21 protein-coding genes are annotated in these 19986 nt (G+C 71.7%); 10 read left to right on the top strand and 11 right to left on the bottom strand.

All coding sequences use genetic code 11. From position 1 onward, the window contains the following. Positions 1–98 precede the first annotated feature (98 nt). The 6 genes from L3Q65_RS09135 to L3Q65_RS09110 are packed head-to-tail and all read right to left on the bottom strand — an operon-like array spanning position 99 to position 6129. Positions 99–992 carry an acyl-CoA dehydrogenase family protein gene (locus tag L3Q65_RS09135; RefSeq protein WP_237599327.1) on the bottom strand — a complete coding sequence of 298 codons (894 nt, stop codon included), beginning with the start codon at positions 990–992 and terminating at the stop codon, positions 99–101. Further along, entirely contained in the window at positions 989–2059 is a 1071-nt protein-coding gene (locus L3Q65_RS09130; protein ID WP_220508276.1) for an acyl-CoA dehydrogenase family protein, read from the bottom strand. The genes L3Q65_RS09135 and L3Q65_RS09130 overlap by 4 nt, the downstream gene beginning before the upstream one ends. Before the next feature lie 5 nt (positions 2060–2064). Beyond that, positions 2065–2853 (bottom strand): enoyl-CoA hydratase/isomerase family protein, encoded by a 789-nt coding sequence (locus tag L3Q65_RS09125; protein ID WP_237599326.1) that lies wholly within the window; start codon positions 2851–2853, stop codon positions 2065–2067. Then, positions 2850–3620, bottom strand: coding sequence for an enoyl-CoA hydratase family protein (locus L3Q65_RS09120; RefSeq protein ID WP_237599325.1), 771 nt, complete (start codon positions 3618–3620; stop codon positions 2850–2852). Before L3Q65_RS09120 ends, L3Q65_RS09125 begins: the two co-directional genes overlap by 4 nt. Then, the gene (locus tag L3Q65_RS09115; protein WP_237599324.1) at positions 3617–4891 is read right to left on the bottom strand and encodes an MFS transporter; all 1275 of its coding nucleotides are present in this window, start codon (positions 4889–4891) and stop codon (positions 3617–3619) included. The genes L3Q65_RS09120 and L3Q65_RS09115 overlap by 4 nt, the downstream gene beginning before the upstream one ends. A 44-nt stretch (positions 4892–4935) precedes the next feature. After that, entirely contained in the window at positions 4936–6129 is a 1194-nt protein-coding gene (locus L3Q65_RS09110; RefSeq protein ID WP_182895125.1) for a CaiB/BaiF CoA-transferase family protein, read from the bottom strand. Between the two features lie 100 nt (positions 6130–6229). On the opposite strand from L3Q65_RS09110, the gene L3Q65_RS09105 reads away from it, so the two are divergent. Further along, positions 6230–7126 (top strand): LysR family transcriptional regulator, encoded by an 897-nt coding sequence (locus L3Q65_RS09105; RefSeq protein ID WP_237599323.1) that lies wholly within the window; start codon positions 6230–6232, stop codon positions 7124–7126. 41 nt (positions 7127–7167) lie between these two features. On the opposite strand, the gene L3Q65_RS09100 is transcribed toward L3Q65_RS09105, so the two are convergent. Further along, positions 7168–7992: a DUF72 domain-containing protein gene (locus L3Q65_RS09100; protein WP_237600868.1), complete on the bottom strand. Its 825-nt coding sequence runs from the start codon at positions 7990–7992 to the stop codon at positions 7168–7170. A gap of 76 nt (positions 7993–8068) precedes the next feature. Next, complete coding sequence (locus tag L3Q65_RS09095) at positions 8069–8398, bottom strand: hypothetical protein (protein WP_237599322.1); 330 nt, start codon at positions 8396–8398, stop codon at positions 8069–8071. A 256-nt stretch (positions 8399–8654) separates the two neighbouring features. Here L3Q65_RS09095 and L3Q65_RS09090 point away from each other — a divergent pair, with 256 nt between their 5' ends. Together L3Q65_RS09090 and L3Q65_RS09085 are read left to right on the top strand one after the other, a co-directional pair. Beyond that, entirely contained in the window at positions 8655–9725 is a 1071-nt protein-coding gene (locus L3Q65_RS09090) for an NAD-dependent epimerase/dehydratase family protein (protein ID WP_237599321.1), read from the top strand. Between the two features lie 4 nt (positions 9726–9729). Continuing rightward, a complete protein-coding gene (locus L3Q65_RS09085; RefSeq protein WP_237599320.1) occupies positions 9730–11310 on the top strand; it encodes an NAD(P)/FAD-dependent oxidoreductase in 1581 nt (526 codons plus the stop codon). Here the strand turns inward: L3Q65_RS09085 and L3Q65_RS09080 are convergent. Continuing rightward, positions 11301–11768 (bottom strand): SRPBCC family protein, encoded by a 468-nt coding sequence (locus L3Q65_RS09080; protein ID WP_182895120.1) that lies wholly within the window; start codon positions 11766–11768, stop codon positions 11301–11303. The two genes, L3Q65_RS09085 and L3Q65_RS09080, sit on opposite strands and share 10 nt — an antisense overlap. A 127-nt stretch (positions 11769–11895) precedes the next feature. Between L3Q65_RS09080 and L3Q65_RS09075 the strand changes: the two genes are divergently transcribed. After that, on the top strand, positions 11896–12603 hold the full coding sequence (locus L3Q65_RS09075) for a GAF and ANTAR domain-containing protein (RefSeq protein ID WP_237599319.1): 708 nt from the start codon (positions 11896–11898) through the stop codon (positions 12601–12603). Next, positions 12600–13358: a GAF domain-containing protein gene (locus L3Q65_RS09070; RefSeq protein WP_182895119.1), complete on the top strand. Its 759-nt coding sequence runs from the start codon at positions 12600–12602 to the stop codon at positions 13356–13358. The genes L3Q65_RS09075 and L3Q65_RS09070 overlap by 4 nt, the downstream gene beginning before the upstream one ends. A 7-nt stretch (positions 13359–13365) precedes the next feature. Here the strand turns inward: L3Q65_RS09070 and L3Q65_RS09065 are convergent, their stop codons facing one another. Continuing rightward, entirely contained in the window at positions 13366–13626 is a 261-nt protein-coding gene (locus tag L3Q65_RS09065) for an ANTAR domain-containing protein (RefSeq protein WP_182895118.1), read from the bottom strand. A 230-nt stretch (positions 13627–13856) separates the two neighbouring features. Between L3Q65_RS09065 and L3Q65_RS09060 the strand changes: the two genes are divergently transcribed. Together L3Q65_RS09060 and L3Q65_RS09055 are read left to right on the top strand one after the other, a co-directional pair. After that, entirely contained in the window at positions 13857–14840 is a 984-nt protein-coding gene (locus tag L3Q65_RS09060; RefSeq protein WP_182895117.1) for an NAD(P)H nitroreductase, read from the top strand. Positions 14841–14987: 147 nt separating this feature from the next. Next, positions 14988–16040 (top strand): LacI family DNA-binding transcriptional regulator, encoded by a 1053-nt coding sequence (locus L3Q65_RS09055; protein WP_182895116.1) that lies wholly within the window; start codon positions 14988–14990, stop codon positions 16038–16040. A 37-nt stretch (positions 16041–16077) separates the two neighbouring features. Here the strand turns inward: L3Q65_RS09055 and L3Q65_RS09050 are convergent, their stop codons facing one another. After that, a complete protein-coding gene (locus L3Q65_RS09050; protein WP_182895115.1) occupies positions 16078–16545 on the bottom strand; it encodes a hypothetical protein in 468 nt (155 codons plus the stop codon). A gap of 173 nt (positions 16546–16718) precedes the next feature. On the opposite strand from L3Q65_RS09050, the gene L3Q65_RS09045 reads away from it, so the two are divergent. The 3 genes from L3Q65_RS09045 to L3Q65_RS09035 are packed head-to-tail and all read left to right on the top strand — an operon-like array spanning position 16719 to position 19986. Next, positions 16719–18221: an ABC transporter substrate-binding protein gene (locus tag L3Q65_RS09045; RefSeq protein ID WP_237599318.1), complete on the top strand. Its 1503-nt coding sequence runs from the start codon at positions 16719–16721 to the stop codon at positions 18219–18221. Continuing rightward, the gene (locus L3Q65_RS09040; RefSeq protein ID WP_237599317.1) at positions 18218–19156 is read left to right on the top strand and encodes an ABC transporter permease; all 939 of its coding nucleotides are present in this window, start codon (positions 18218–18220) and stop codon (positions 19154–19156) included. The genes L3Q65_RS09045 and L3Q65_RS09040 overlap by 4 nt, the downstream gene beginning before the upstream one ends. Then, the gene (locus L3Q65_RS09035) at positions 19153–19986 is read left to right on the top strand and encodes an ABC transporter permease (RefSeq protein ID WP_237599316.1); all 834 of its coding nucleotides are present in this window, start codon (positions 19153–19155) and stop codon (positions 19984–19986) included. The genes L3Q65_RS09040 and L3Q65_RS09035 overlap by 4 nt, the downstream gene beginning before the upstream one ends.

Below are 19986 nucleotides of genomic sequence, written 5' to 3'. Positions count from 1 at the left end.
GGAGACAACCGAAAGCCATGCCGCGAAGAATTGGGCCGAGTGGCGCAGGAAAACCGTCCTGATCGCCCTCGAATTTCCATTGTTCGCGATCAGGTTTGCTAATAACGCTGGCCGCGGTCCCCCGGAGCGGTCAACGACCACAGGGCGGTTTCGTCAACCGGGATGTCGGCAATGCCGTCGTCGCCCCACAGTGCGCCTTCGTCGCAGTCCGCCCACAGCAGTTTGGTCCGCCAATGCAGTGCGGCCTCGTAAGTGATGCCCATCGCGCCGTGCAGCTGATGCGCGGTTTGCGCGATCCGCGGGGCGACCTCCGCCGCGACCGCGCGGGCGGTGGCCAGCGCGAAGGCGAGCGCGGCCTCGTCGCCGAAGAGGCGGAGCCTGACTTCGTGCGTAACCGTTTCCAATTGCCGGACATCGACTTTCAGCTGGCCGAGCGTGGTCCGCACTGCGGGAATGGCGGCCAGCGGCTTGCCGAACTGCACGCGTTCGGTGACATACCGGCGGGCTTCGGCGAACGCGCCCTGGGCCGCGCCGAGCATTTCCTGGCAGCGGAGGATTTCCGACAACGCGGCGACCCGCAACGGGATCTCCGGCGACGAAGAGACAGAATACGGCCGGCCCGCGAAATCTCGCCCGGCCTCAGCGGGCGCGCCGTCCGCACCGACGAGGACGTCCGCGATCGGCGCCCAGATTCCCTGTGCCGCGGGATGCCCGGCAATGGCGTCCTCTGTGGACAGTGGCACCTCGGCCGCGGCGCGGGCGACCAGCGTCTGGCGGAGCGGGAGCGCGATCCCGCCGCGGGCGAGGGCGGTGACCGCGCCGCACGCCGCGTCGAGGAGTTCTCGCTGGTCCGGGAAGTCGTCCAGGATGGCGGTCCAGCCGAGCCCGGTCGCGATCCGCCAGTGCTCGCGGAGGTCGCCGGGCCGGTCCCAGTCCGCGATCACCTCGGTGACCGAGACGTCGAGGTCGGTTTCCAGAGAGTGCGTTGTCATCGGTTGTCCTTGGCGATCATCGACAGCATGACGGGGGCCGCGCCGCCCCGGAGGCCGGAGGCGGGTGCGGCGGCGAGGGCTTGGTCGTAGAGCGCGCGGACCTCCGGCGCCGCGCGCGGCATCAGCGGCCGCGCCCACTCGATGACGCCCAGTTCGAAGTGGTGGCCGAGATATTTGCTCGTCGCGGCTGGCACGACCGGGGAGCCGCCGGCGTCGAGCACCTGCGCCGTTTCCAGCACCCAGGCGCGCAGGATCTGCAACCGCGCCGCCAATGCGCGCAGCCCGCGCCGCGCAGTGTCGTCCGCCAGCCCGGCGGCAAGTACCGCCGACAACAGCGGATACGTCGAGAGGAACCGCTCCGGACCGCCCCGTTCGAAGGCGAGCTGCCCGACGACCTGCCGCCAGCCCTCGCCGACGCGGCCGATCACCCACCGGTCCGGAACGGCCACCTCGTCGAGGACGACCTCGTTGAAGTGGTGTTCGCCGCGCAGGTCCAGGATCGGCGTGACGGTGATCCCCGGGGAGTCCAGCGCGACGACGAACTCCGTCAACCCGTCGTGGCGGTCGGCTTCGCGCGAGGTGCGGGCCAGCACGTAGAGATGGCTTGCCCGGTGCGCGCCGCTGGTCCAGATTTTGCGCCCGGTGATGCGCCAGCCGTCGCCGTCGCGGACGGCGGACGTGCGCAGCGAAGCGAGGTCCGAACCGGCGTCCGGTTCGCTCATCCCGAGCGCGAACGTGCACTCCGCGCGCGCCAGCGGCGGGCAGAATTCCTCCTGCAGCTCCGGGCTGCCGTGCCGGAGCAGGGTCGGGCCGATCTGCCGTTCCCCCACCCAGTGCGCGGCCAGCGGAGCACCGGCGCGCAGCAGTTCCTCGGTGACGGCCAGCCGGTCGACGGCCGTTCCGCCACCGCCGCCGAGACGTTCCGGCCAGGAGACGGCCAGCAGCCCGGCCGCGCCGAGTTCGCGGCTGAAGTCCAGGTCGTACGAGCCCGCCCAGGAATCGCAGCGCGGCGTGAACGGGTGGGCGGCGAGGAAATCCCGCACCCGGCGGCGGAGATCTTCGGTCATCTGGCTCACTCCCCGGTGTAGCGCGCCGGCCGGTCGCCGGCGAACGCGGCGAGCGCTTCGGCGGAGTCGGCGGTCGACTGGACGACGGCTTGGTGCGAGGCGATCAGATCCAGCGAGGTCCGCAGATCCGCGTGCTCGCCCGCCCGGACCGCGCGTTTGATCAGCTCGACCGCGACCGGCGGCCGCGCCGCCAGCGTCCCGGCGAACTCCCGGGCCCGCACGGCCAGCCGGTCGTGCGGGCAGGTCTCGTCCGCCAGGCCCCAGGCCAGCGCCTGGTCCGCGCCGACGAACTCGCCGGTCCACAGCAGCCGCAGCGCGCGCGACCGGCCCACGATCCGCGGCAGGTAATGGCAGCCGCCGTCGCCGGGCACGAGGCCGACCCGCACGTACCCCTCCGAAAACCGGGCGCGCTCGGAGACGATCCGGTAGTCGCACATCAGGGCCATGTCCATGCCCGCGCCGACCGCCGCCCCGTTGACCGCGGCGATCAGCGGTTTGGCGAGGTCTTCCGCGGCCATGGCGACCGGGTGCACGTGCTCGGTCATCAGCCGCCTGCTGCCCAGCGGGGTGCGCGACTGGCCGAGGTCGGCGAGATCGGCTCCTGCGCAGAAAGCGTCGCCGGTGCCGGTGACGACGACCGCGCGGACCTGGTCGTCCGCTCGGAAAGCCCGGTACGCCTCGGCCCAGGCACGCAGCATGTCGCCGGTGAAGGCGTTTTTCTGCCGCGGCCGGTCGAGGACGATCCAGCCGACGTGGTCTTCGACGCGGACGTCGAGACCGGGGGTGGAAGTCATCGCGACTCCTTCCTGAGGGAGAAACGGGTTGCCGCCCAGACCGGGCTTCGGCGTTCGAGAAAGGACGCGATCCCCTCCCTTGCCTCGGCACCGGCGCCGAGGCGCCCGGCGAGCGCGGCCAGTTCGCTCGCGTGGGCGCCGAAGAATTGCCGCGCGGCTGTCGTGGTGAGGTGTTTGGCGGCGGCGAGTGCCCCGGGTGCGGCGGCGCGCAGTCCGGCGAGCACTGGTTCGAGCGCCTCGTCGACGTCGTCCGCGGCCAGCGTGATCAGTCCGATCCGGGCGGCCTCGGCGGCGTCGAAGCGTTCTCCGGTGAGGTAGTAGCGAGAGGCGGCCCGCGAATCCACGCGCGGGAGCACGGCAGTCGACAGGACGGCCGGGGCGAGCCCGATGCGCACCTCGGTGAACGCGAAGCTCGCGGCCGGGCTCGCGACGACGATGTCGCAGGCGCCGAGCAGCCCGAGCCCTCCTGCCCTGGCATGCCCGGTCACGCGAGCGACCACGGGTTTCGGCATTTCGACGATCATGCGCAGCAGGTTCGTCAGCTGTTCGGCGGTGAGACCGGTGCCCGCGCGGGCTTCGGCCAGGTCGATCCCCGAGCAGAACGTCTCGCCGGTGTGCGTGAGCAGCACCGCACGGACGGCCGGATCCTCGGCGGCTCGGCTCAGCTGCGCGGTGAGTTCGCCGGCCAGCCGGACCGACAGCGCGTTGCGGTTGTGCGGAGAGTCGAGGACCACGGCGGCGATTCCGTCTTCGTCGGTACGCTTCATGCGGCACTGACGCTTTTCACGGAGAACGCGGGCAGCCGCCGCTGGTCTCGTTCGGGATTGATCAGCACAGTGCCCACAGCCGCGCCCGCCAGCAACAGCGCGCCGCACACGCCGAATCCCGCCGCATAGCCGTTTTCCGCGGTGAGGAAACCGCCCATCACCAACGGCGCGAACACTCCGGCGGAGGTGGCGACAGCGGTCGTCGCGGCGGTCACGGCGAGGCGGCGCTCCGGCGGGACCAGCTCTCCGATGAGCAGCCACACCATCGGATAGAACGCGCTCGGCAGCCCGAACGCGACCGTGATCAACACAATCGCCATGACCTTTTCCGTGTGCGGAAAGAGAATCATCGCGGCGCCGGAGAGCGCGAGCAGCGCCATCCCGGGCAGACAGTACGCGCGGCGGCTGCCCGCTCCCCCGCGCCGGAACCGCGTGGAGACAGCACCCATCACCACGATCACGACGGTCGCGAACAACGACGGCAACGCGGAGAGGGTGCCTGCCTGCTGATGCCCGATCCCGAGCCCGGCGGACAGGTAGCGGGGCAGGAAACCCAGCGCGGTGGTGGTCGCCCAGAAGGCGACGAACCCGGTGAGGATCGCGCCGAGCACCGTTCCGGACCGGAAAAACACGCGGTACGGCACCGGTTCGCGGCGCACGCCGGACGGTACGGCGGATTTGGCGTACGGGCCGTCGTTCGCGAACAACAGCCACGCCGCGGCCCACAGCACGGAAAGCGCGAACAGCACGCCGAACGCGCTCCGGTAGCCGAAGTCCGCGATGATCCAGCTGAGCAGCGGCGCGCTCGCCACGACGCCGAGCGTCGGTCCGATGTGGACCAACGCGTTGGGCAGCGCACGGTCGCGCGTGGGGAACCAGCCGTAGACGGTGTGCGTCGCCGCGGGCACCGCGGGCCCTTCCGCCGCGCCGAGCGCGATCCGCGACGCGACCAAGGCGCCGAAGCCGAGTCCGGCCGCCATGGGCAGCGCGGTCAGGCCCCAGACCAGGGCGAGCACGGCCATGACCCGCGTCGTGCGGCGTTTCGCGGCGGCGAACCCGACGACGATGCCGGAAACGCTGAACAGGAAATAGAAACTGGACTGGACGAAGGCGTACTGCTCCTCGCCGAGTCCGAGGTCTTTCATGATCGGCTCGGCGGCGAGGCCGACGACGGTCTTGTCCGCGTAGTTGAGCAGCAGGAACAGCAGCACGAGGGCGGTGACGGTCCACGCCCGCCCGGGACGCGGGGCGAGGGGTTCGGATGGCGCCATGGGTTCTCCTCGGAACGACGACGTTGTCGTGGGGACGGTTGGGGTCAGCCGAGGCGGGCCGGGTCGAAGCCCGCTTCGGCCAGCACCTCGGCGGTGTCCGCGCCGACCGGCGGGAACTGCCGGTAGATCCCGGGCGGCGTGCGGGAGTAGCGGACCGGCGGGGCCACGAGACGACAGGCGCCCTCGGTCGGGTGCTGGACTGTCCGGACGAGACCGCCTTGCCGGGCGTAGTCGCTCTCGGCCGCTTCCTGGAGGCTGTACACGGGATGCGCGGGGATGCTGACGCGGTCGCAGAATTCCTGCCACTGGGCGGAAGTGAACTGCGGGGTGAGTTCGCGGACCTGGCCGTACAACTCGTCGGCATGCGCGACGCGGGCCGGCATGGTCGCGAAGCGCGGGTCGGCGGAAAGCTCGGGACGGCCCGCGCGGGCGAAGAAATCGCGCCAGTTGCGGTCGTTGTACGGCAGGATGCACATCCACCCGTCCGCCGTGCGGCACGCCCGGCGCTGCTTGCTCAGGACACGCGGATAGCCGTAACCCGGCTCCTCGGTCGGGTCCAGCGAGGCTCCGGCGAGATGCTCCACGAGGTTGAACGCGATCATCGTGTCCGCCATCGGGACCTCGACGTGCTGGCCCTCGCCGGTCTGGTCGCGATGGCGCAGCGCGGCCAGCACGGACTGGACGATGAACAGGCCGCACACCTTGTCCGCCAGCACCGTCGGCACGTAATAGGCCTCGCCGGTGGCCTGCTCGTTCAACCAGACCAGCCCGGAGGCGGCCTGGAGGATGTCGTCGTAGGCGGCGTTGTCGCCGAGCTCCGAATCGCTCCGGAACCCCTGCGCGTTCACGTAGACGAGCCCGGGGTGCCCGGCCGCCAGGTCGGCGTAGGCCAGTCCGAGCCTGCCCAGCGCGCCCGGGCGGATGTTGGTGACGAACGCGTCCGCGGTGCCCAGCAACGCGAGCAGCGCGTCGCGCCCGGGCCCGGTTTTCAGGTCGAGGCACACGCTGCGCTTGTTGCGGTTGAAGTTCAGCGCCGCACCCGCCATCCCGGGGTGCCGGCGCGGCTCGAAGTGCCGGGTCGGATCCCCGCCCGGAGCCTCGACCTTGACGACGTCCGCGCCGAGGTCGGCCAGCTGCGCGCCCGCGTACGGGCCCATGATCACGGTGGCCAGCTCGACCACCCGCACTCCGGTGAGCGGGCCTCGCGGCTTCCCGTCGTCCACCTCGCCAGGCGCCATCGCCCGCACCTCCTGTTTCCTCGGCAGCTGCGCCCAGTCAAGACGAGGTCATTCATCTACGGCCAATACTTCTTGGCCGGTTATCCATATGCTGTGCCATATGGATCTGACGACTCGCCTGCTGGAGCAGTTCATCGTGCTGGCCGAGGAGGAGCATTTCGGCCGGGCCGCCGCGCGCCTTTCGATGAGCCAGCCGCCGCTGAGCCAGGCGATCCAGCGCCTCGAACGCGGCCTTGGCGTGCGGCTGCTGGACCGCAGCACCCGCGCCGTGCGGCTGACCGCGGCAGGCTCCGCGTTCGCCCGCGACGCCCGGCATTTGCTCGAGGCGCAGCAGGCCGCCGTCGGCCGCGCGCAGCGGATCGCGAGCGGCACCGAGGGCGAACTGCACCTCGGTTTCATCAGCGGCATCTCCTACACGTTCCTGCCGCGGGTGCTCCGGCTGACGCGGGACCGTTTCCCCGGGCTGCGCCTGCACCTGCACCAGAACACCTCGGCCGAACTGGCGTCGATGGTCCGCTCCGGCAGGCTCGACCTCGCCTTCGTGCGCGGCCCGCTCGCCGACCCGGACGGACTCGGCCTGCGCACGGTGGCGACCGAGCGGCTCGCCGTCGCGCTGCCCGCCGGACATCCGCTGGCCGAGCGCACGACCCTGCGGCTGACCGACCTCGCCGGCGAGAGCTTCTCGCTGCCCTCGCTGACCGCGTTGGCCGGCCTCGCCGAACAGGTCGCCGCCGCCTGCCGCGCCGCCGGTTTCGCCCCGCGCGACGGAGCCCGCGCGGACAGCCTTCCCGGCCTGATCAGCCATGTCGCGGCGGGGAGTTGTGTGTGCCTGGTGCCCGAGCAGGTGCCCGCCGGGGCGCTGCCCGGGGTGGTGTTCCGGACGTTGGATCCAGACGGACCGGACGACAATCTGGCGCTGACGGTCGTCGCCGCTACCCGTGCGGGACAACGGGATCCGGCCGTGGAGCGCGTCTTGGCCCTGGCGCGATCCGCCTGACTCCTGCCGCCGGTTGCGGCCGGGACGCGGGTTCGCGCGCCTCAGAACAGCGTCGCGGGCTCCACCGGCTCCGGCTCGGGCAACGCATCCAGATCGGGCGCCAACGCACGCACGTCGTCATGGAACCGGCGGGCGAGCGCCGGCGCTTCGTCGTTGTCGGGAGTGTGCAGGAAAACCGTCGGCGAGCGGCCTTCCCGCAGCCAGCCCGCGACCACCTCGGCCCACGGCTGCCAGCCCTCGACCGTCTCCGCCACCGAGTCCCGGCCCAGATAACGGACGACCGGCCGGTCGGTCAGCGCTCGCGTCCGGCGCGGCAGCCGCGGTTTCTTCGCCCAGGCGTCCTGCTCGGCCTCGCTCGTCGGCGGGCGCTGGAAAAAGACCGTGGTGTCGAACGGCACCCACTCGGCGGCCGCGGTCGCGAGCGTCCCCTCCAGCAGCGACGCCGCGCCGGCGTCAGTGAAGAACCCGGGGTGCCGCACCTCCACGGCGCGCCGCAGGGCGGCGGGCAGACGGCGCAGGAACCGGCCGAGCACGTCGACGTCCGAAGGGCCGAACGAACCGGGCACCTGGGTCCACAGCACGGCCCGCTCGCCGAGGGGTTCGAGCGCGTCCAGGAACGCCCGCATCTCGGTTTCGACCCCGGCGAACCGCCGCTCGTGCGTCACGGTCTTGGGCACTTTGACCACGAACCGGAAGTCGGGACCGGTCTGCTCCGCCCACGTCTCGACGGTGCTCCGGGCCGGGGTCGCGTAGAAGGTGGTGTTGCCTTCGACCGCGTTGCACCAGCCCGCATAGGCCCGCAGGCGCTCCTTGGCAGGCAGCGACGGCGGCAGGAACCGCCCCGGCCACGCCTTGTGCGTCCACATCGCGCAGCCGACATGAAGACGTGCCACTTCTCGTCCGCTCCCCTCGCTCGCGAGGGAAATTACTACCCGGGTGCGGTCATCCGTGGGTCCGGGGCCGGTAATCGCCGTACTGCTGCCGGCGCGCGGGCCCCCGGCGGCGGAGCAGGTGCGCGGGCACGTAGTGGCTGACCGGCCGCGACCACTGCTCGTCCGCGGTGACGAGCTGGTAGGTGACCCAGCCGAGCAGCCCGCCGTCCTCGCGGCGCGCCCATTCGAACAGCAGCCCGGGATGCTCGGTCTCGATCCGCAGCCCGGCGCGATCGCGCGGCGCGAGGATCTCCGTGCCGAGCACGAGCAGCTTGCGCACGCCCACCCACACCGGAATCGGCGGATCCACTTTCCGCACGGTCGACGGCCACTCGCTCACCTCTGGCTCACCTGCTCGCTTCCCGCTCCGGGCCGTCCGCGTTCTCGGCGCCCCGGGACGGGAGTCGAACATGTGTTCGCATCAGGTGTCAAATTGGACTGGACAGCAGCGCGTGACCAGGCGATTCCGGCATCCGCCGCTCTTGCTGGACGGCCCGGGTTTCGGAGCCGCCGCGGTGTGCGCGACGGCACACGCGCGGGCACCGGGGAAGCGCCCCGGCGGGTTTCCGACAGCGCGGAGCGGGTAAACGGCCCGCATGCGGATCGTGATCACAGGCGCCAGCGGCAACGTCGGCACCGCGCTGCTGCGTGCCCTCGAACCCGGCCACGACCTCGTCGGTGTCGCCCGCCGGGTGCCGGATCGCGCCGCTCAGCCGTACTCGCGCGCGGAGTGGCAGCCGGTGGACATCGGCGCGCCGGGCGCCGACGAAGCGCTGACGGAGATCTTCGCCGGCGCGGACGCAGTCGTGCACCTCGCGTGGGCCATCTCCCCCGCATGGGGCGACCCGCCGATGGCGCGCACCAACGAAGGCGGCACCGCGAACGTCTTGAAGGCCGTCGGCAACGCAGGCGTCGGACAGGTGGTGTGCGCGTCTTCGGCAGCGGCCTACGCGCCGGAGCCGAACGACGAAAAAGTCACCGAGGACTGGCCTTGCCGCGGAATCGCAGCCAGCGCATACAGCCGGGGCAAAGCGGATCTGGAAGACGCACTGGACTTGTTCACGTCCGCGCACCCGGACGTCGCCGTCGCCTGGATGCGCCCGTGCGCGATCCTGCAACGGCGCGCGGCAGGGGAATTCACCCGGTGGCTGCTCCCGCCCGCGCTGCCGCCCCGCTTGATCGGCGGCCGGTTCTCGCCGGTGCCGCTGTGGCAGGGGCTGCGGCTGCAGGCCGTGCACACCGACGACGTCGCCGAGGCGTTCCGGCTGGCCCTCGCCCAGCGCGCGGTCGGCCCGTTCAACCTCGCCGCCGAGGACGTGCTCGACGCGTCCGCGTTCGCGCACGCGGTCGGCGGCGCCCGGGTCACGGTGCCGAAGCCGGTCGCGCGGACAGTCGCGCGCGCGGCGTGGCTGGCCGGAATCCAGCCGCTGCACCCTGGCTGGCTCGAACTCGCCGACCGGGCCGCACTGGTCGACACCTCGCGGGCGCGGCTCGTGCTCGGCTGGGCGCCGCGGTACAGCTCCGCCGAGACCGTCCAGGACCTGGTCGCCGGGATGCGCCGGAAGGAGGGCGCGCCGTCGGCCCCGCTCGCCTCGGCGCGGCCCGGCTTGCTCGACCGCGCGCGGACGCTGGGCCGGGGCCGCCCGACCCGCCAGTCGCAGGCCTGAGCCCGTGCACACCGCCGACGCGATCGTCATCGGGGCCGGGCACAACGGGCTCGTCGCGGCGAACCTGCTCGCCGACGAGGGCTGGGATGTCGTCGTCCTGGAAGAACAACCCGACCCGGGCGGGGCCTTGCGCACCGAGGAGATCACCGCTCCCGGCTTCCGCTCGGACCTGTGCGCCGCGTTCTTCCCGCTCGGCGCGGCGTCCCCTGTGCTCCGCGGCCTCGACCTGACCGAGCACGGCCTGCGCTGGCTCCACGCGCCGGACGCACTCGCGCACGTCTTCCCGGACGACCGCTGCGCCGTCCTTTCCCGCGACCTCGACCGCACCGCGGAATCGGTCGCGCAGTTCGCCCCCGAAGACGCGCACTCATGGCGGGAGCTTTTCTCGCAATGGCAAGGATTCCGCGACGAATTCCTCGACGCGCTGTTCACGCCGTTCCCGCCGCTGCGGGCCGGTGCCCGATTCCTGCGCCGCACCGGAACCGCCGAACTGCTGCGGCTCGCGCGGATGCTGACGCTGCCCGCCCGCCGATTCGCCCGCGAACGCTTCGAAGGCGAGGGCGCCCGGCTGCTGCTGTCCGGAAACGCCGCGCACAGCGACCTTTCCGTCGACAATGCCGGAAGCGCGGTTTTCGGCTGGCTGCTGGGCATGCTGGCCCAGGACATCGGATTCCCGGTCCCGGAGGGCGGCGCGGGCGAACTGGCGGCCGCTTTGGCGCGCAGGCTCCGCTCCAAGGGCGGATCTGTCCATTGCCGAACTCCGGTGACCGAGGTGCTGGTGGCGCGCGGCAAGGCGGTCGGGGTGCGCTGCGCGGACGGCGAGCCGATCCGGGCTCGCAAGGCCGTGCTGGCCGATGTCACCGCGGAAACGTTGTACGGCAACCTCGTCGCACCGGAATGGCTTCCTTCGCGGTTGCTGGCCGATCTCCGGGTGTTCGAATGGGACAGCGCGACGGTGAAGCTCGACTGGGCGTTGTCCGAGCCGATCCCGTGGACCGCGAGGGACGCTCGCGGCGCTGGAACCGTCCATTTAGGATGCGACGAGGACGGATTGTCCGCTTTCGGCGCGGAATTGGCCCGGGACCGCGTCCCCGAACAGCCGTTCCTGTTGCTCGGCCAGATGACGACAGCGGACTCGACGCGCTCGCCCGCCGGCACCGAATCCGTGTGGGCCTACACGCACGTCCCGCGCGGCAGCGACCGGGACACGGTGCGGCGGCAGGCCGAACGCATCGAGGCGACGGTGGAGCGCAACGCACCCGGGTTCCGGGAGTTGATCCTGGCCCGCCGCGTGCAGGGCCCGGCGGAGCTGGCCGACCACGACGCGAACCTGGTCGGCGGCGCGGTCAACGGCGGCACCACGGCGATCCACCAGCAGCTGTTCTTCCGCCCGGTGCCGGGCCTCGGCCGCGCGGACACCCCGGTGGACCGGCTGTACCTCGCCGGCGCGGCGGCCCATCCCGGCGGCGCGGTCCACGGCGGGCCGGGCGCGAACGCCGCCCGTGCCGCGCTGGCCCGCGAGCACCTGCTCGGCCCGGGCTACGCCGCGGTGATCCGCGCGGCGAACCGAGCCGTCTACGGCTGACCGGAGGGCTCGCCGGTCCCCCGCCAGCGCCCCGAAGCCAACGCCGACAACCGCGCCAGCGACTCCCGGTTCCGCGGCCCCAGCACCAGCGCCTGCACCCTTTCCGGCAGCAGAGCGCCCATTCCGCCGGTCACCCGCTCGGCCATCCGCACGGTCGTCTCGCCCGCCCCGTCCGGAACCAGCGACAGTTCGATCCGCGCCGTGCCGAGCGCGCCGCCCCGGGCTTCCAGTTCCAGCGAAGCCCCGGGTTCGACCGCCAGCACCGCCGTGGTGTCCTCCAGCTGCAGCGGCCATCCCCCGACGCTGTGGTGGATCCGCGCACCGACCTGAGGCCAGCTCGCGTCGACGTCGCGGATGTGGCAGCTGCCCACGACCCAGCCGGAATAGGACCAGCCGTCCGCCAGCACCTCGAACACCGCTTCCGGCGGCGCGGGCACCGTCGCACTCACTTCGACCATGCGTATCCTCCTTGTCGCCCGCCGGATTCCCCCGGACGGGGCGGGCAAACGCCCGGCCTGCCCGCCCGCGAGACGTCTCGTAGGGTGGAGGGTCCGGGATGTCCGGCAGTGCGAAGGGGGCACGGCAGTGGAGCGGCAGCCGCTGTGGACGGCGATCGCCGCCGCGCCCGGCGCCGACGGCAGCCGCGACAGCTGGGCGCAGCGGGTGTGCCTCGCCTGTGTGGAAACGCTCGACCAGGTCGACGCGGCGATCCTGTCGCTGCGGGCGGACCCCCGGTCGGAGGAAGTGCTGGGGGCCAGCGATCCGTGGGCGGCCCGGCTCGCGGAGCTGGAGTACACCGCCGGGGAGGGGCCGGGCGCGGAGGCCTTCGAGACCGGAAGCCCGGTGCTGGTCCCGGATCTGACCGTCGACCAGGTGCGCTGGCCCGGGTTCGCCCAGACCGCGCTCGCGACCGGCCTCGCCGCGGCCTTCGCGTTCCCGCTGCGGTTCGGGGCCATCCGGCTCGGCACCCTCGAACTCGTCCGGCGCCGCCCCGGCGGGCTGACCAGCGCGGAGACGAGAGACGCCGCGCTCGCCGCCGACCTGGCGACCGCGGCGCTGCTGCGGCAGTCCCGCGAGGCCGAACGCGCCGGCCTCGAATTCGCCCCGCGCACGGTGGTCTCCTACCAGGACGTCCACATCGCCACCGGCATGCTCGCCGCCCAGCTGCGGATCAGCCTCGACGACGCGTTCGCCCGCCTGCGCGCCCACGCCTACAGCACGAACCGGCCGCTGCTCGACGTGGCCAAGGACGTGCTGGAGCGCCGCATCACCCTTGAGGAGTCGTCCGAATGACCCACCACGAAAGCACCGGCCGCCGGACGACCGCCGGTCTCCTGCCCGCGGAGGCGCCCGCCGCGCTCGCCGCGATCACCTCCCGGCTGGTCGGAAACCCGGACAACGCCGCGGTGCTGCGCCTGATCACCGAGGTCGGCACCGGCCTTCTCGGCGCGCGCGGCACCGGGGTGCTGCTGAAGGATCCGCGCGGCGAGCCCGCAGTCGTGGCGACGTCGGACGAGACCACGCAGTTCCTGGAGCTGCTGCAGACCGACCTGCGCCAGGGCCCGTGCGTCGACTGCATCACGACTGCGGCCGTGGTCGCCGCGCCCGACCTGACCCGCAAGCTGGACCGCTGGCCCGATTTCGCCGCCGCCGCGCTGGACGCCGGGTACCAGGCCGTGGTCGCGGTGCCGCTGCGGCTGGACGGCGAGGCGGTCGGCGGGTTCAACCTGCTGTTCGCCGCGCCCACCGAACTGGAGCCGTGGCAGTCGGCCCTGGCGCAGGTGGTGTCGGACCTCGCGGTGCTGGCCCTGGTCCAGGAAACCGGCCCGCGGCGCTCGGACCGGCTGTTCGAGGCGACCCTCACGTCGCTGAACGACCGGGTCCAGCACAGCCAGGCCGTCGGCGTCGTCGCCGGAACCCTCGGCACCGACCCGGACACCGCCCGGGCCTTGGTGAACGGCTACGCGACCCGGCACGACCGGCCGCTGCGCGAGGTCACCCGCGCGCTGATCGACCACACCCTCGACCCGGCCGCCCTCGCCACCTGACCGTCGCTCAGGCCCAGTCCCCGTAATCCGGGTCCGCGCCGCCCTCAGCGGCGGCGTCGGCGACCGCCGCCACCCGCGCGGCTTCCGCTCCCGTGCCCTGGACGCCCGCGCCTCCGGCCAAGGCACGAAAGGCCTGTTCGGCATCAAGTCCGTGCCTGCCCTGGAGGATGCCCACCGCCTCGTCGATCGTCGCCCGCGCGGCCACTGACGCGCGCAGCATCCGGGCCGCCGCGGCGTTCTCGGCGTCGTCCGGAAGCTGAAGGGCCATGCCCCTACCGTCCTCTTTCGCGGGGACGCCCGCCAGTACCTCCCAGCGGGCGGATCGGGCCGCGATCACGGACAGGAGCGCCGCGTCCGGTATGCGCGGAGCGCGCGCGTTCCTGAACCAGGTCGCGCCGAATTGATGAACCTTGGACCCTATCGCGGGCCAGTGCGGGAGCGCACCATGGAGCCAGGCACCGACCGGACGCACTCCCCCAACCCGAGCGGGAAGCAACAATGCCGAACTCACTGCCGGATTCACCGGCGAATTCGCGGGTTCCCAGCCCCGCCGCCGTCGAGGCCGCGGTCGCCGCCGCTCTCCTCGCGCCGGGTGCCTCCGACGCCCCGTTCTGGCACTGGCGCATCGGGTACCGCGCGCTCCACCTGTACGCCGACCCGGCCCGCTGGCGAACCGCCGACGACCCCGCCGGGCGATGGCAGACGCTCACCAGCGGCGCGGCCCTGCACCACCTCCGGATCGCCTTCGCCGGTCTCGGCTGGGCCTGCGCGGTGGACCGGCTGCCGTGCCCGAAGGAACCGGGCCATCTGGCCGTCGTGACGCCGCGGCCGGGCGAACCGGCCCCCGGGGAAGCTGCCCTCGCGACGTCGATCGCCCGGCGCCGCGAGGATTTGCGGCCGTGCGGCGGACGGCCCGTGCCGTCGGACTGCCTTGACCGGCTTTCGCAAGCAGCCGCCCGCGAAGGCGCGGTAGTGCACCCAGTGGAAGACCGCGCAGTCCGCAGATACCTCATGACCGCGATCGGCGAAAGCGCCCGGGTTCCCGCCCAGATGCGTCGTGAAGAGTCGTACGCGCGAAGCGCGTCGCTAACTCCCCAGGGCGTTCTGGTCCGCGCCGCTGCGGGATCGACGGGAAACCGGTTCCCCCGAGACGAAGCGGAACTTCGCAGCGACGGTGCGTCGCTGCTGGTGCTCAGCACGCCCGGCGACGACCACCTCGCCTGGCTGCGCGCGGGAGAGGCACTGAGCTCGGTGCTGCTGACCGCCACCGCGCACGGACTCTCGTCCGGCCGGTTGAACCGGGCCAGCCGGCGGCTGCGCGAAACTCTCGCGGACCGCGTCACGCTCGGGCACGAGCCCCAGGCGGTGCTGTGGGTGGGACGGCCGCCGGTCGGCGTGAAGCGGCTCCAGCGGACGCGCTCGCAGGCCAGCGTCGACGACGTGCTCGAACCGCTCCAGGCACCGGCGAGGTATCACGGCTGACCGGATTCGCCCGCGCTCGGCAGAAAGTCCGTGAGGGGAACTCTGATTCCCTCACGGACGCGCCATGCTCAGCCTCGGCACGCGGTCGGCGGGTGTCCACTGTGCTGGCTGGACGCGGCTCTCGCGCTGGTGCCTTAGAGTGGCACCGTGGCAGCGGAAACCGGCGAATTCCCCCGCGCCGAGCGTCCCGGGCGCCGGCCGGTTCTTTCCGATGTCGCGCGGCTGGCCGGAACCTCCACGGCGGTGGTCAGCTACGTCGTCAACGACGGGCCGCGTCCGGTGGCCGAGAAGACGCGGCGCAAGGTCGAGGACGCGATCCGGATGCTCGGCTACCGGCGCAATCCGCTCGCCGGGGCGTTGAGCGGCGGACGGTCCAATTTGGTCGGTCTGCTGGTGCCGGACACCGCGAACGCCTTCTTCGGCGAGATGTCGCGCTGCCTCGAAGCGGAAGGACGCCGCCGGGGTTTGCTCACCCTGCTCGGCAACACCGATTACCGCCCAGGCCTCGCCGACGAGTACGGCGAGGCGTTCTCCGAATTGCGCCCGCGCGGGATTTTCGTGACCACCGGCGAAGAACCGCGGCTGTCGGCCGAAACGCCGTGCGTGTTCCTGCAATGGGCGGCGCCGGACGACTCGCCCAGCGTGGTGTTCGACGACTTCGACGGCGCGCGGCTGGTCACCGAGCATCTGCTCGGGCACGGGTACGAAGACATTCTGTGCGTGGCGGGCGAATTCGCGGCAGGACCGGCGGAAGGACGCGAAGGCGGCTGGCGGCGGGCGATGGCGGACGCCGGGCTGCCCGCCGAAGGCAGGCTGGTCCGGACGTCCTTCGACAAGGTCGAGGCGGGCCGCGCGGTGCGCGAGGTGCTGACGAGCGGCCGCCGGATCCGCGCGGTCTACGCGACCACCGACGAGCAGGCGCTGGTGACCATCCGCATCGCGCACAGCCTCGGTCTGCGCGTGCCGGAAGACCTCGCGGTCGTCGGCTTCGACGGGACCCGGGAGGCCCGGCTCGGCGACGTTCCGCTCACGACCGTCCGCGTTCCGCTGGAGGAATTCGCGGTCCGGGCCTTCGACGCGCTCGACGGCCGAGGCGATTCCTCCGTGTTGGAAGGAACGCTCAGCATCGGCGTGACCTGCGGTTGCGAACCCGGCGCCGCCGAGGAAACCGCGCACGCCGGAGCGGCCGCGAGCGGATGACCGCCCCGCCGCGGCCACCGCGCGGCGGGGCAGTCCGTCACAGCGCGAGCGTGTTGTGCTCGTCCGACGCGTACTCCGAATTCAGCGACAGCGCGCTGAACCGGAACGGCCGGTCGACCCGGGTGAAGCCGAGCGGGCAATGCCGCGTGCCCGCGGGCAGGTAGACCGAACCGCTGGTCGTGATCACGTGGCGATGGCCCTCGATGTCGAGATAGATCTCCGCGCCGAGGTCGTCCGGGTCCGCCGGGTCGTTGCCGTGCCAGATCAGGACCTCGTCGTAGTCGTGCTGGTGTTCCTTGACCCACTGCACCGGAGTGTCGCATTCGCTGATCCACGTGTAGGTGAGGTGGATCTTGCTCTCCGGGACCTCTTTCGCGCGCATCAGGGCGAGCGATTCACCGACGTTGGGCGGTTCGACGACGCCCGCCGCGGCTCCCTCGTTGACGAGGTCGTCGAGACAGTTGGGCATTTTCCTCACGAACAGGCGCTCGTACGGACTGGTCATGCGGCTGCTTCCTCCTCTGCTCCACCGGCGGGGGCCGACTCGGCCGACAGCTCACTCTAAACGATTAGCTTCTCCACTTGTAGACTCTTCCCTCGTGGAGCAACTGCCCGTACCCTGTGGCGACGTTCGGCGTATCTAATCGCTTAGATTTCTGGCTTCCCTGGAGGTCCCCAGTGTCGCGCAGACCCCGATGCCTGCCAACCCTCCTGCTCGCCGCGGCGCTGCTCGCCGGCTGCAGCCCTCCGTACGACGCGACCGCGGGCGGCGCCAACACGCTTCGCGTCTCCGTTTCCGCCGACGCGGGCGAGAGCCTCAATCCCTACGTCGGCAGCCAGAGCCCGATCCAGGAACTGCGCAGCTCCCTGCTCTTCGAGGGCCTCACCGCCCTTGACCCGGCAGGCAAAGCCGAATGGCGGCTCGCGACCGGGATGACCTCGAACGCCGACCGGACACAGTGGACGATCACGCTGCGTCCCGGCGTGAAGTTCACCGACGGCGCCGAGTTCACCTCAGCGGACGTCGTGTCGAGCATCAAGTACCTGCGCGATCCCGGGCACGCGACGCAGGGCCTCGCGCTGATCCAGATGATCGACCCCGGTTCGATTCAAGCGGTGGACAAGCTCACCGTCCGGGTCGGACTGAGCGAACCGTTCAGCCCGTTCAAGGAGATCTGGGCGAGTGTCCTGCTGCCGATGACCAAAACCGGGTCGGCGCCGGCGAAACCGATCGGCACCGGACCGTTCGCGGTCAAGTCGTTCGCACCGGGCCGGGAGTCCACAGTGGAGCGATTTGACGGGTACTGGGGCGAGAAACCCCGGCTCGACGCCGTCCAGCTGATCGAGTACCCGAGCCAGCAGGCGCAGGCGAACGCGTTGCTGTCCGGCCGGGTCGACATCGCGTCGAACACGACCCCGACGATCGCGAAGTCGCTCGTCGGCCGGGACGGCATCCAAGTGCTGGACAGCAAAGGGAACTTCAGCCTGCGGATCGGGCTCAACACGGCGGTCGCGCCGTTCAGCGACGTCCGGGTGCGCCAGGCCCTGCGGCTGCTGGTCGACCGGCAGCAGATCGTGTCCAACGTCTTCAGCGGCTACGGCCGGATCGCGAACGATTACGAGACCACCGCGCCCCCGTGCGCCGCGCCCGACATCCCGCAGCGGGCTCCGGACATCGCGGCGGCGAAGCGGCTGCTGGCCGAGGCCGGGCAGACCGATCTGTCGTTCGCGATCACCACCGACGGCCTGCTGCCGGGCATGTCGGAACTGGCGCAGGTCTTCGCGCAGAACGCCGCGCAGGCCGGGGTGAAAGTGAGCGTCAACGTGGTCCCGACCCCGGAACTCCTGGCGAAATGGGGCAAATGGCCCGCTTTCGTCGACTACAACCCGGTGCCCTACCTGCCGTCGGTGCTCGGCTCGCTGCTGCCGGACCGGATCGGCAACGGCTCCAACTGGAACGACCCCGCGTTCGTGAAACTCGCCGGGAAACTGTTCTCCTCCCCCGAACAGGACCAGTGCCCGCTCATGAACCGGATGCACGAGATCGAGCACACGAGCGGCCCGAACATCACGCCCGCGTTCTCCGACGTGCTGATGCCGCACCGGCCGGCCGTGCACGGGCTGGTGCCGGACGTGAACGGCCGCCCGCTGTCGTTCCTGACCGGGGTGACCGTCGGATGACCGCGCGATGGCTCGTGCGCAGGCTCGCGCTCGGCGTGCTCGTGCTGCTGGTGGTCTCGATCCTGGTCTTCCTGGTGACCCAAGCGTTGCCGGGCGACGTCGCCCAGATCATCCTCGGCAAGGACGCGACCGTCGAGCAGGTGACCGCGCTGCGTCATCAGCTCGGGCTCGACCAGCCGCTCGTCTCGCAGTACGGCCACTGGCTCGGCGGGCTGCTCACCGGCGACCCGGGAGTGTCGCTGCAGAACCGGGAACCGGTCTCGGAAATCCTCGGGCCGCGGATCCTGAACTCGTTCACCCTCGGCTTCGTTTCGATGCTGCTGATCCTGCCGCTTTCGGTGGTCGCCGGGGTGCTGAGCGCCGCGCACCGCGACAGTTTCGCGGACAAGGCGTTCGTCGCGGTCACGTCGCTGAGCATGGCGCTGCCGCCGTTCGTCGTGGGGATGCTGCTGATCGCGCTTTTCGCCACCTCGATGCTCGGGGTGCTGCCGGGGGTTTCGGACATCCCGCCCGGCGACCTGCCGTGGTGGCATCCGGCGGAACTCGTGCTGCCGGTCGCCACGCTCGCGTTCATGGGGGTGATGTACTTGGGCCGCCTGGTCCGCGCTTCGGTCATCGACGCGCTGGACAGCGAATACGCGCAGATGGCCGTCCTCAAAGGACTGAGCCGCCGCCGCGTCCTGTTCCGGCACGCGCTGCCCAACGCCCTCGCGGCCAGCCTGCCCGCCGCCGGCCTGGTCGCAGCCGTCACGATCACCGGCGTCGTGGTGGTCGAATACGTCTACTCGTATCCCGGCCTCGGCACGGCGCTGGTCAGCGCGGTGAACTCGCATGATCTGCCGGTCTTGCAGGCGTGCGTGCTCATCCTCGCGGCGACGTACTACCTGTGCAATCTCCTCGCGGACGTTCTCGCCGCGGCGGAGCGGGCCCGATGAGCGTCTCAGTGGTGCGCCGCGCGGCCCGCACCGGACGCGCCCGGCTGGGTCTCGGTTTGCTTGCCGCGACGGGGTTCATCGTCGTCTTCGGCCCGTTGCTCGCGCCGTGGCCGCCGACCGCCATCGTCGCGCCGCCGCTGGAGGGACCGAGCGCGAAATTCCCGCTGGGCACGGATCTTCTCGGCCGGGACGTGCTCAGCCGCCTGCTTTCCGGAGGCGGCACCCTCACCTGGATGACGCTCCTCGCGACCGCCGTCGGCGTGGTCCTCGGCGCACTCGTCGGGTTGACGGCCGCCTACCGCGACGGGCTCGCCGACACCGTCCTCATGCGAGCGATGGACGTCGTGCTGAGTTTCCCGGAGACCATCTTCGTGCTGGTCTTCGTGGCCGCGTTCGGCCGTCATCCGCTGCTCACCGCGTCACTCGTCGGAGTGGCGTTCGCACCTGGCGTCTCGCGGGTGCTGCGAGGCGCGGCGCTGCCGGTGCTCGACAGCGAATATGTGTTGTGGGCCAGGGCCAACGGGCTGCCCGGGCGGCAGATCGTCCTCGGCGAAGTGCTGCCCGGCGTGACGTCGCCGCTGATGGTGGAGACCGGAATGCGGCTGGTGTGGGCGGTCACCGCGATCGCCTCGCTGAACTACCTCGGCTTCGGCATCGCGCCGCCCGCTCCCGATTGGGGCCTCATGGTCAGCGAGAACCAGGACGGTCTCGCCGCCGCGCCGCTGCCCGTGCTGGTGCCGATCGCGCTGATCCTGATGATGGCGCTCGGCGGCAACCTCGTCGCCGAGTCGGTCGCCCGGACGGTCAGCCGCACGGAAGGAAAGAGCTGA

This window comes from Amycolatopsis sp. FU40 (assembly GCF_021903635.1).
GTDB classification, from domain to species: Bacteria; Actinomycetota; Actinomycetes; order Mycobacteriales; family Pseudonocardiaceae; genus Amycolatopsis; species Amycolatopsis dendrobii.
The sequence above is the reverse complement of the archived record's forward strand: the minus strand, read 5'-3'. Positions and strand labels throughout refer to the sequence as shown.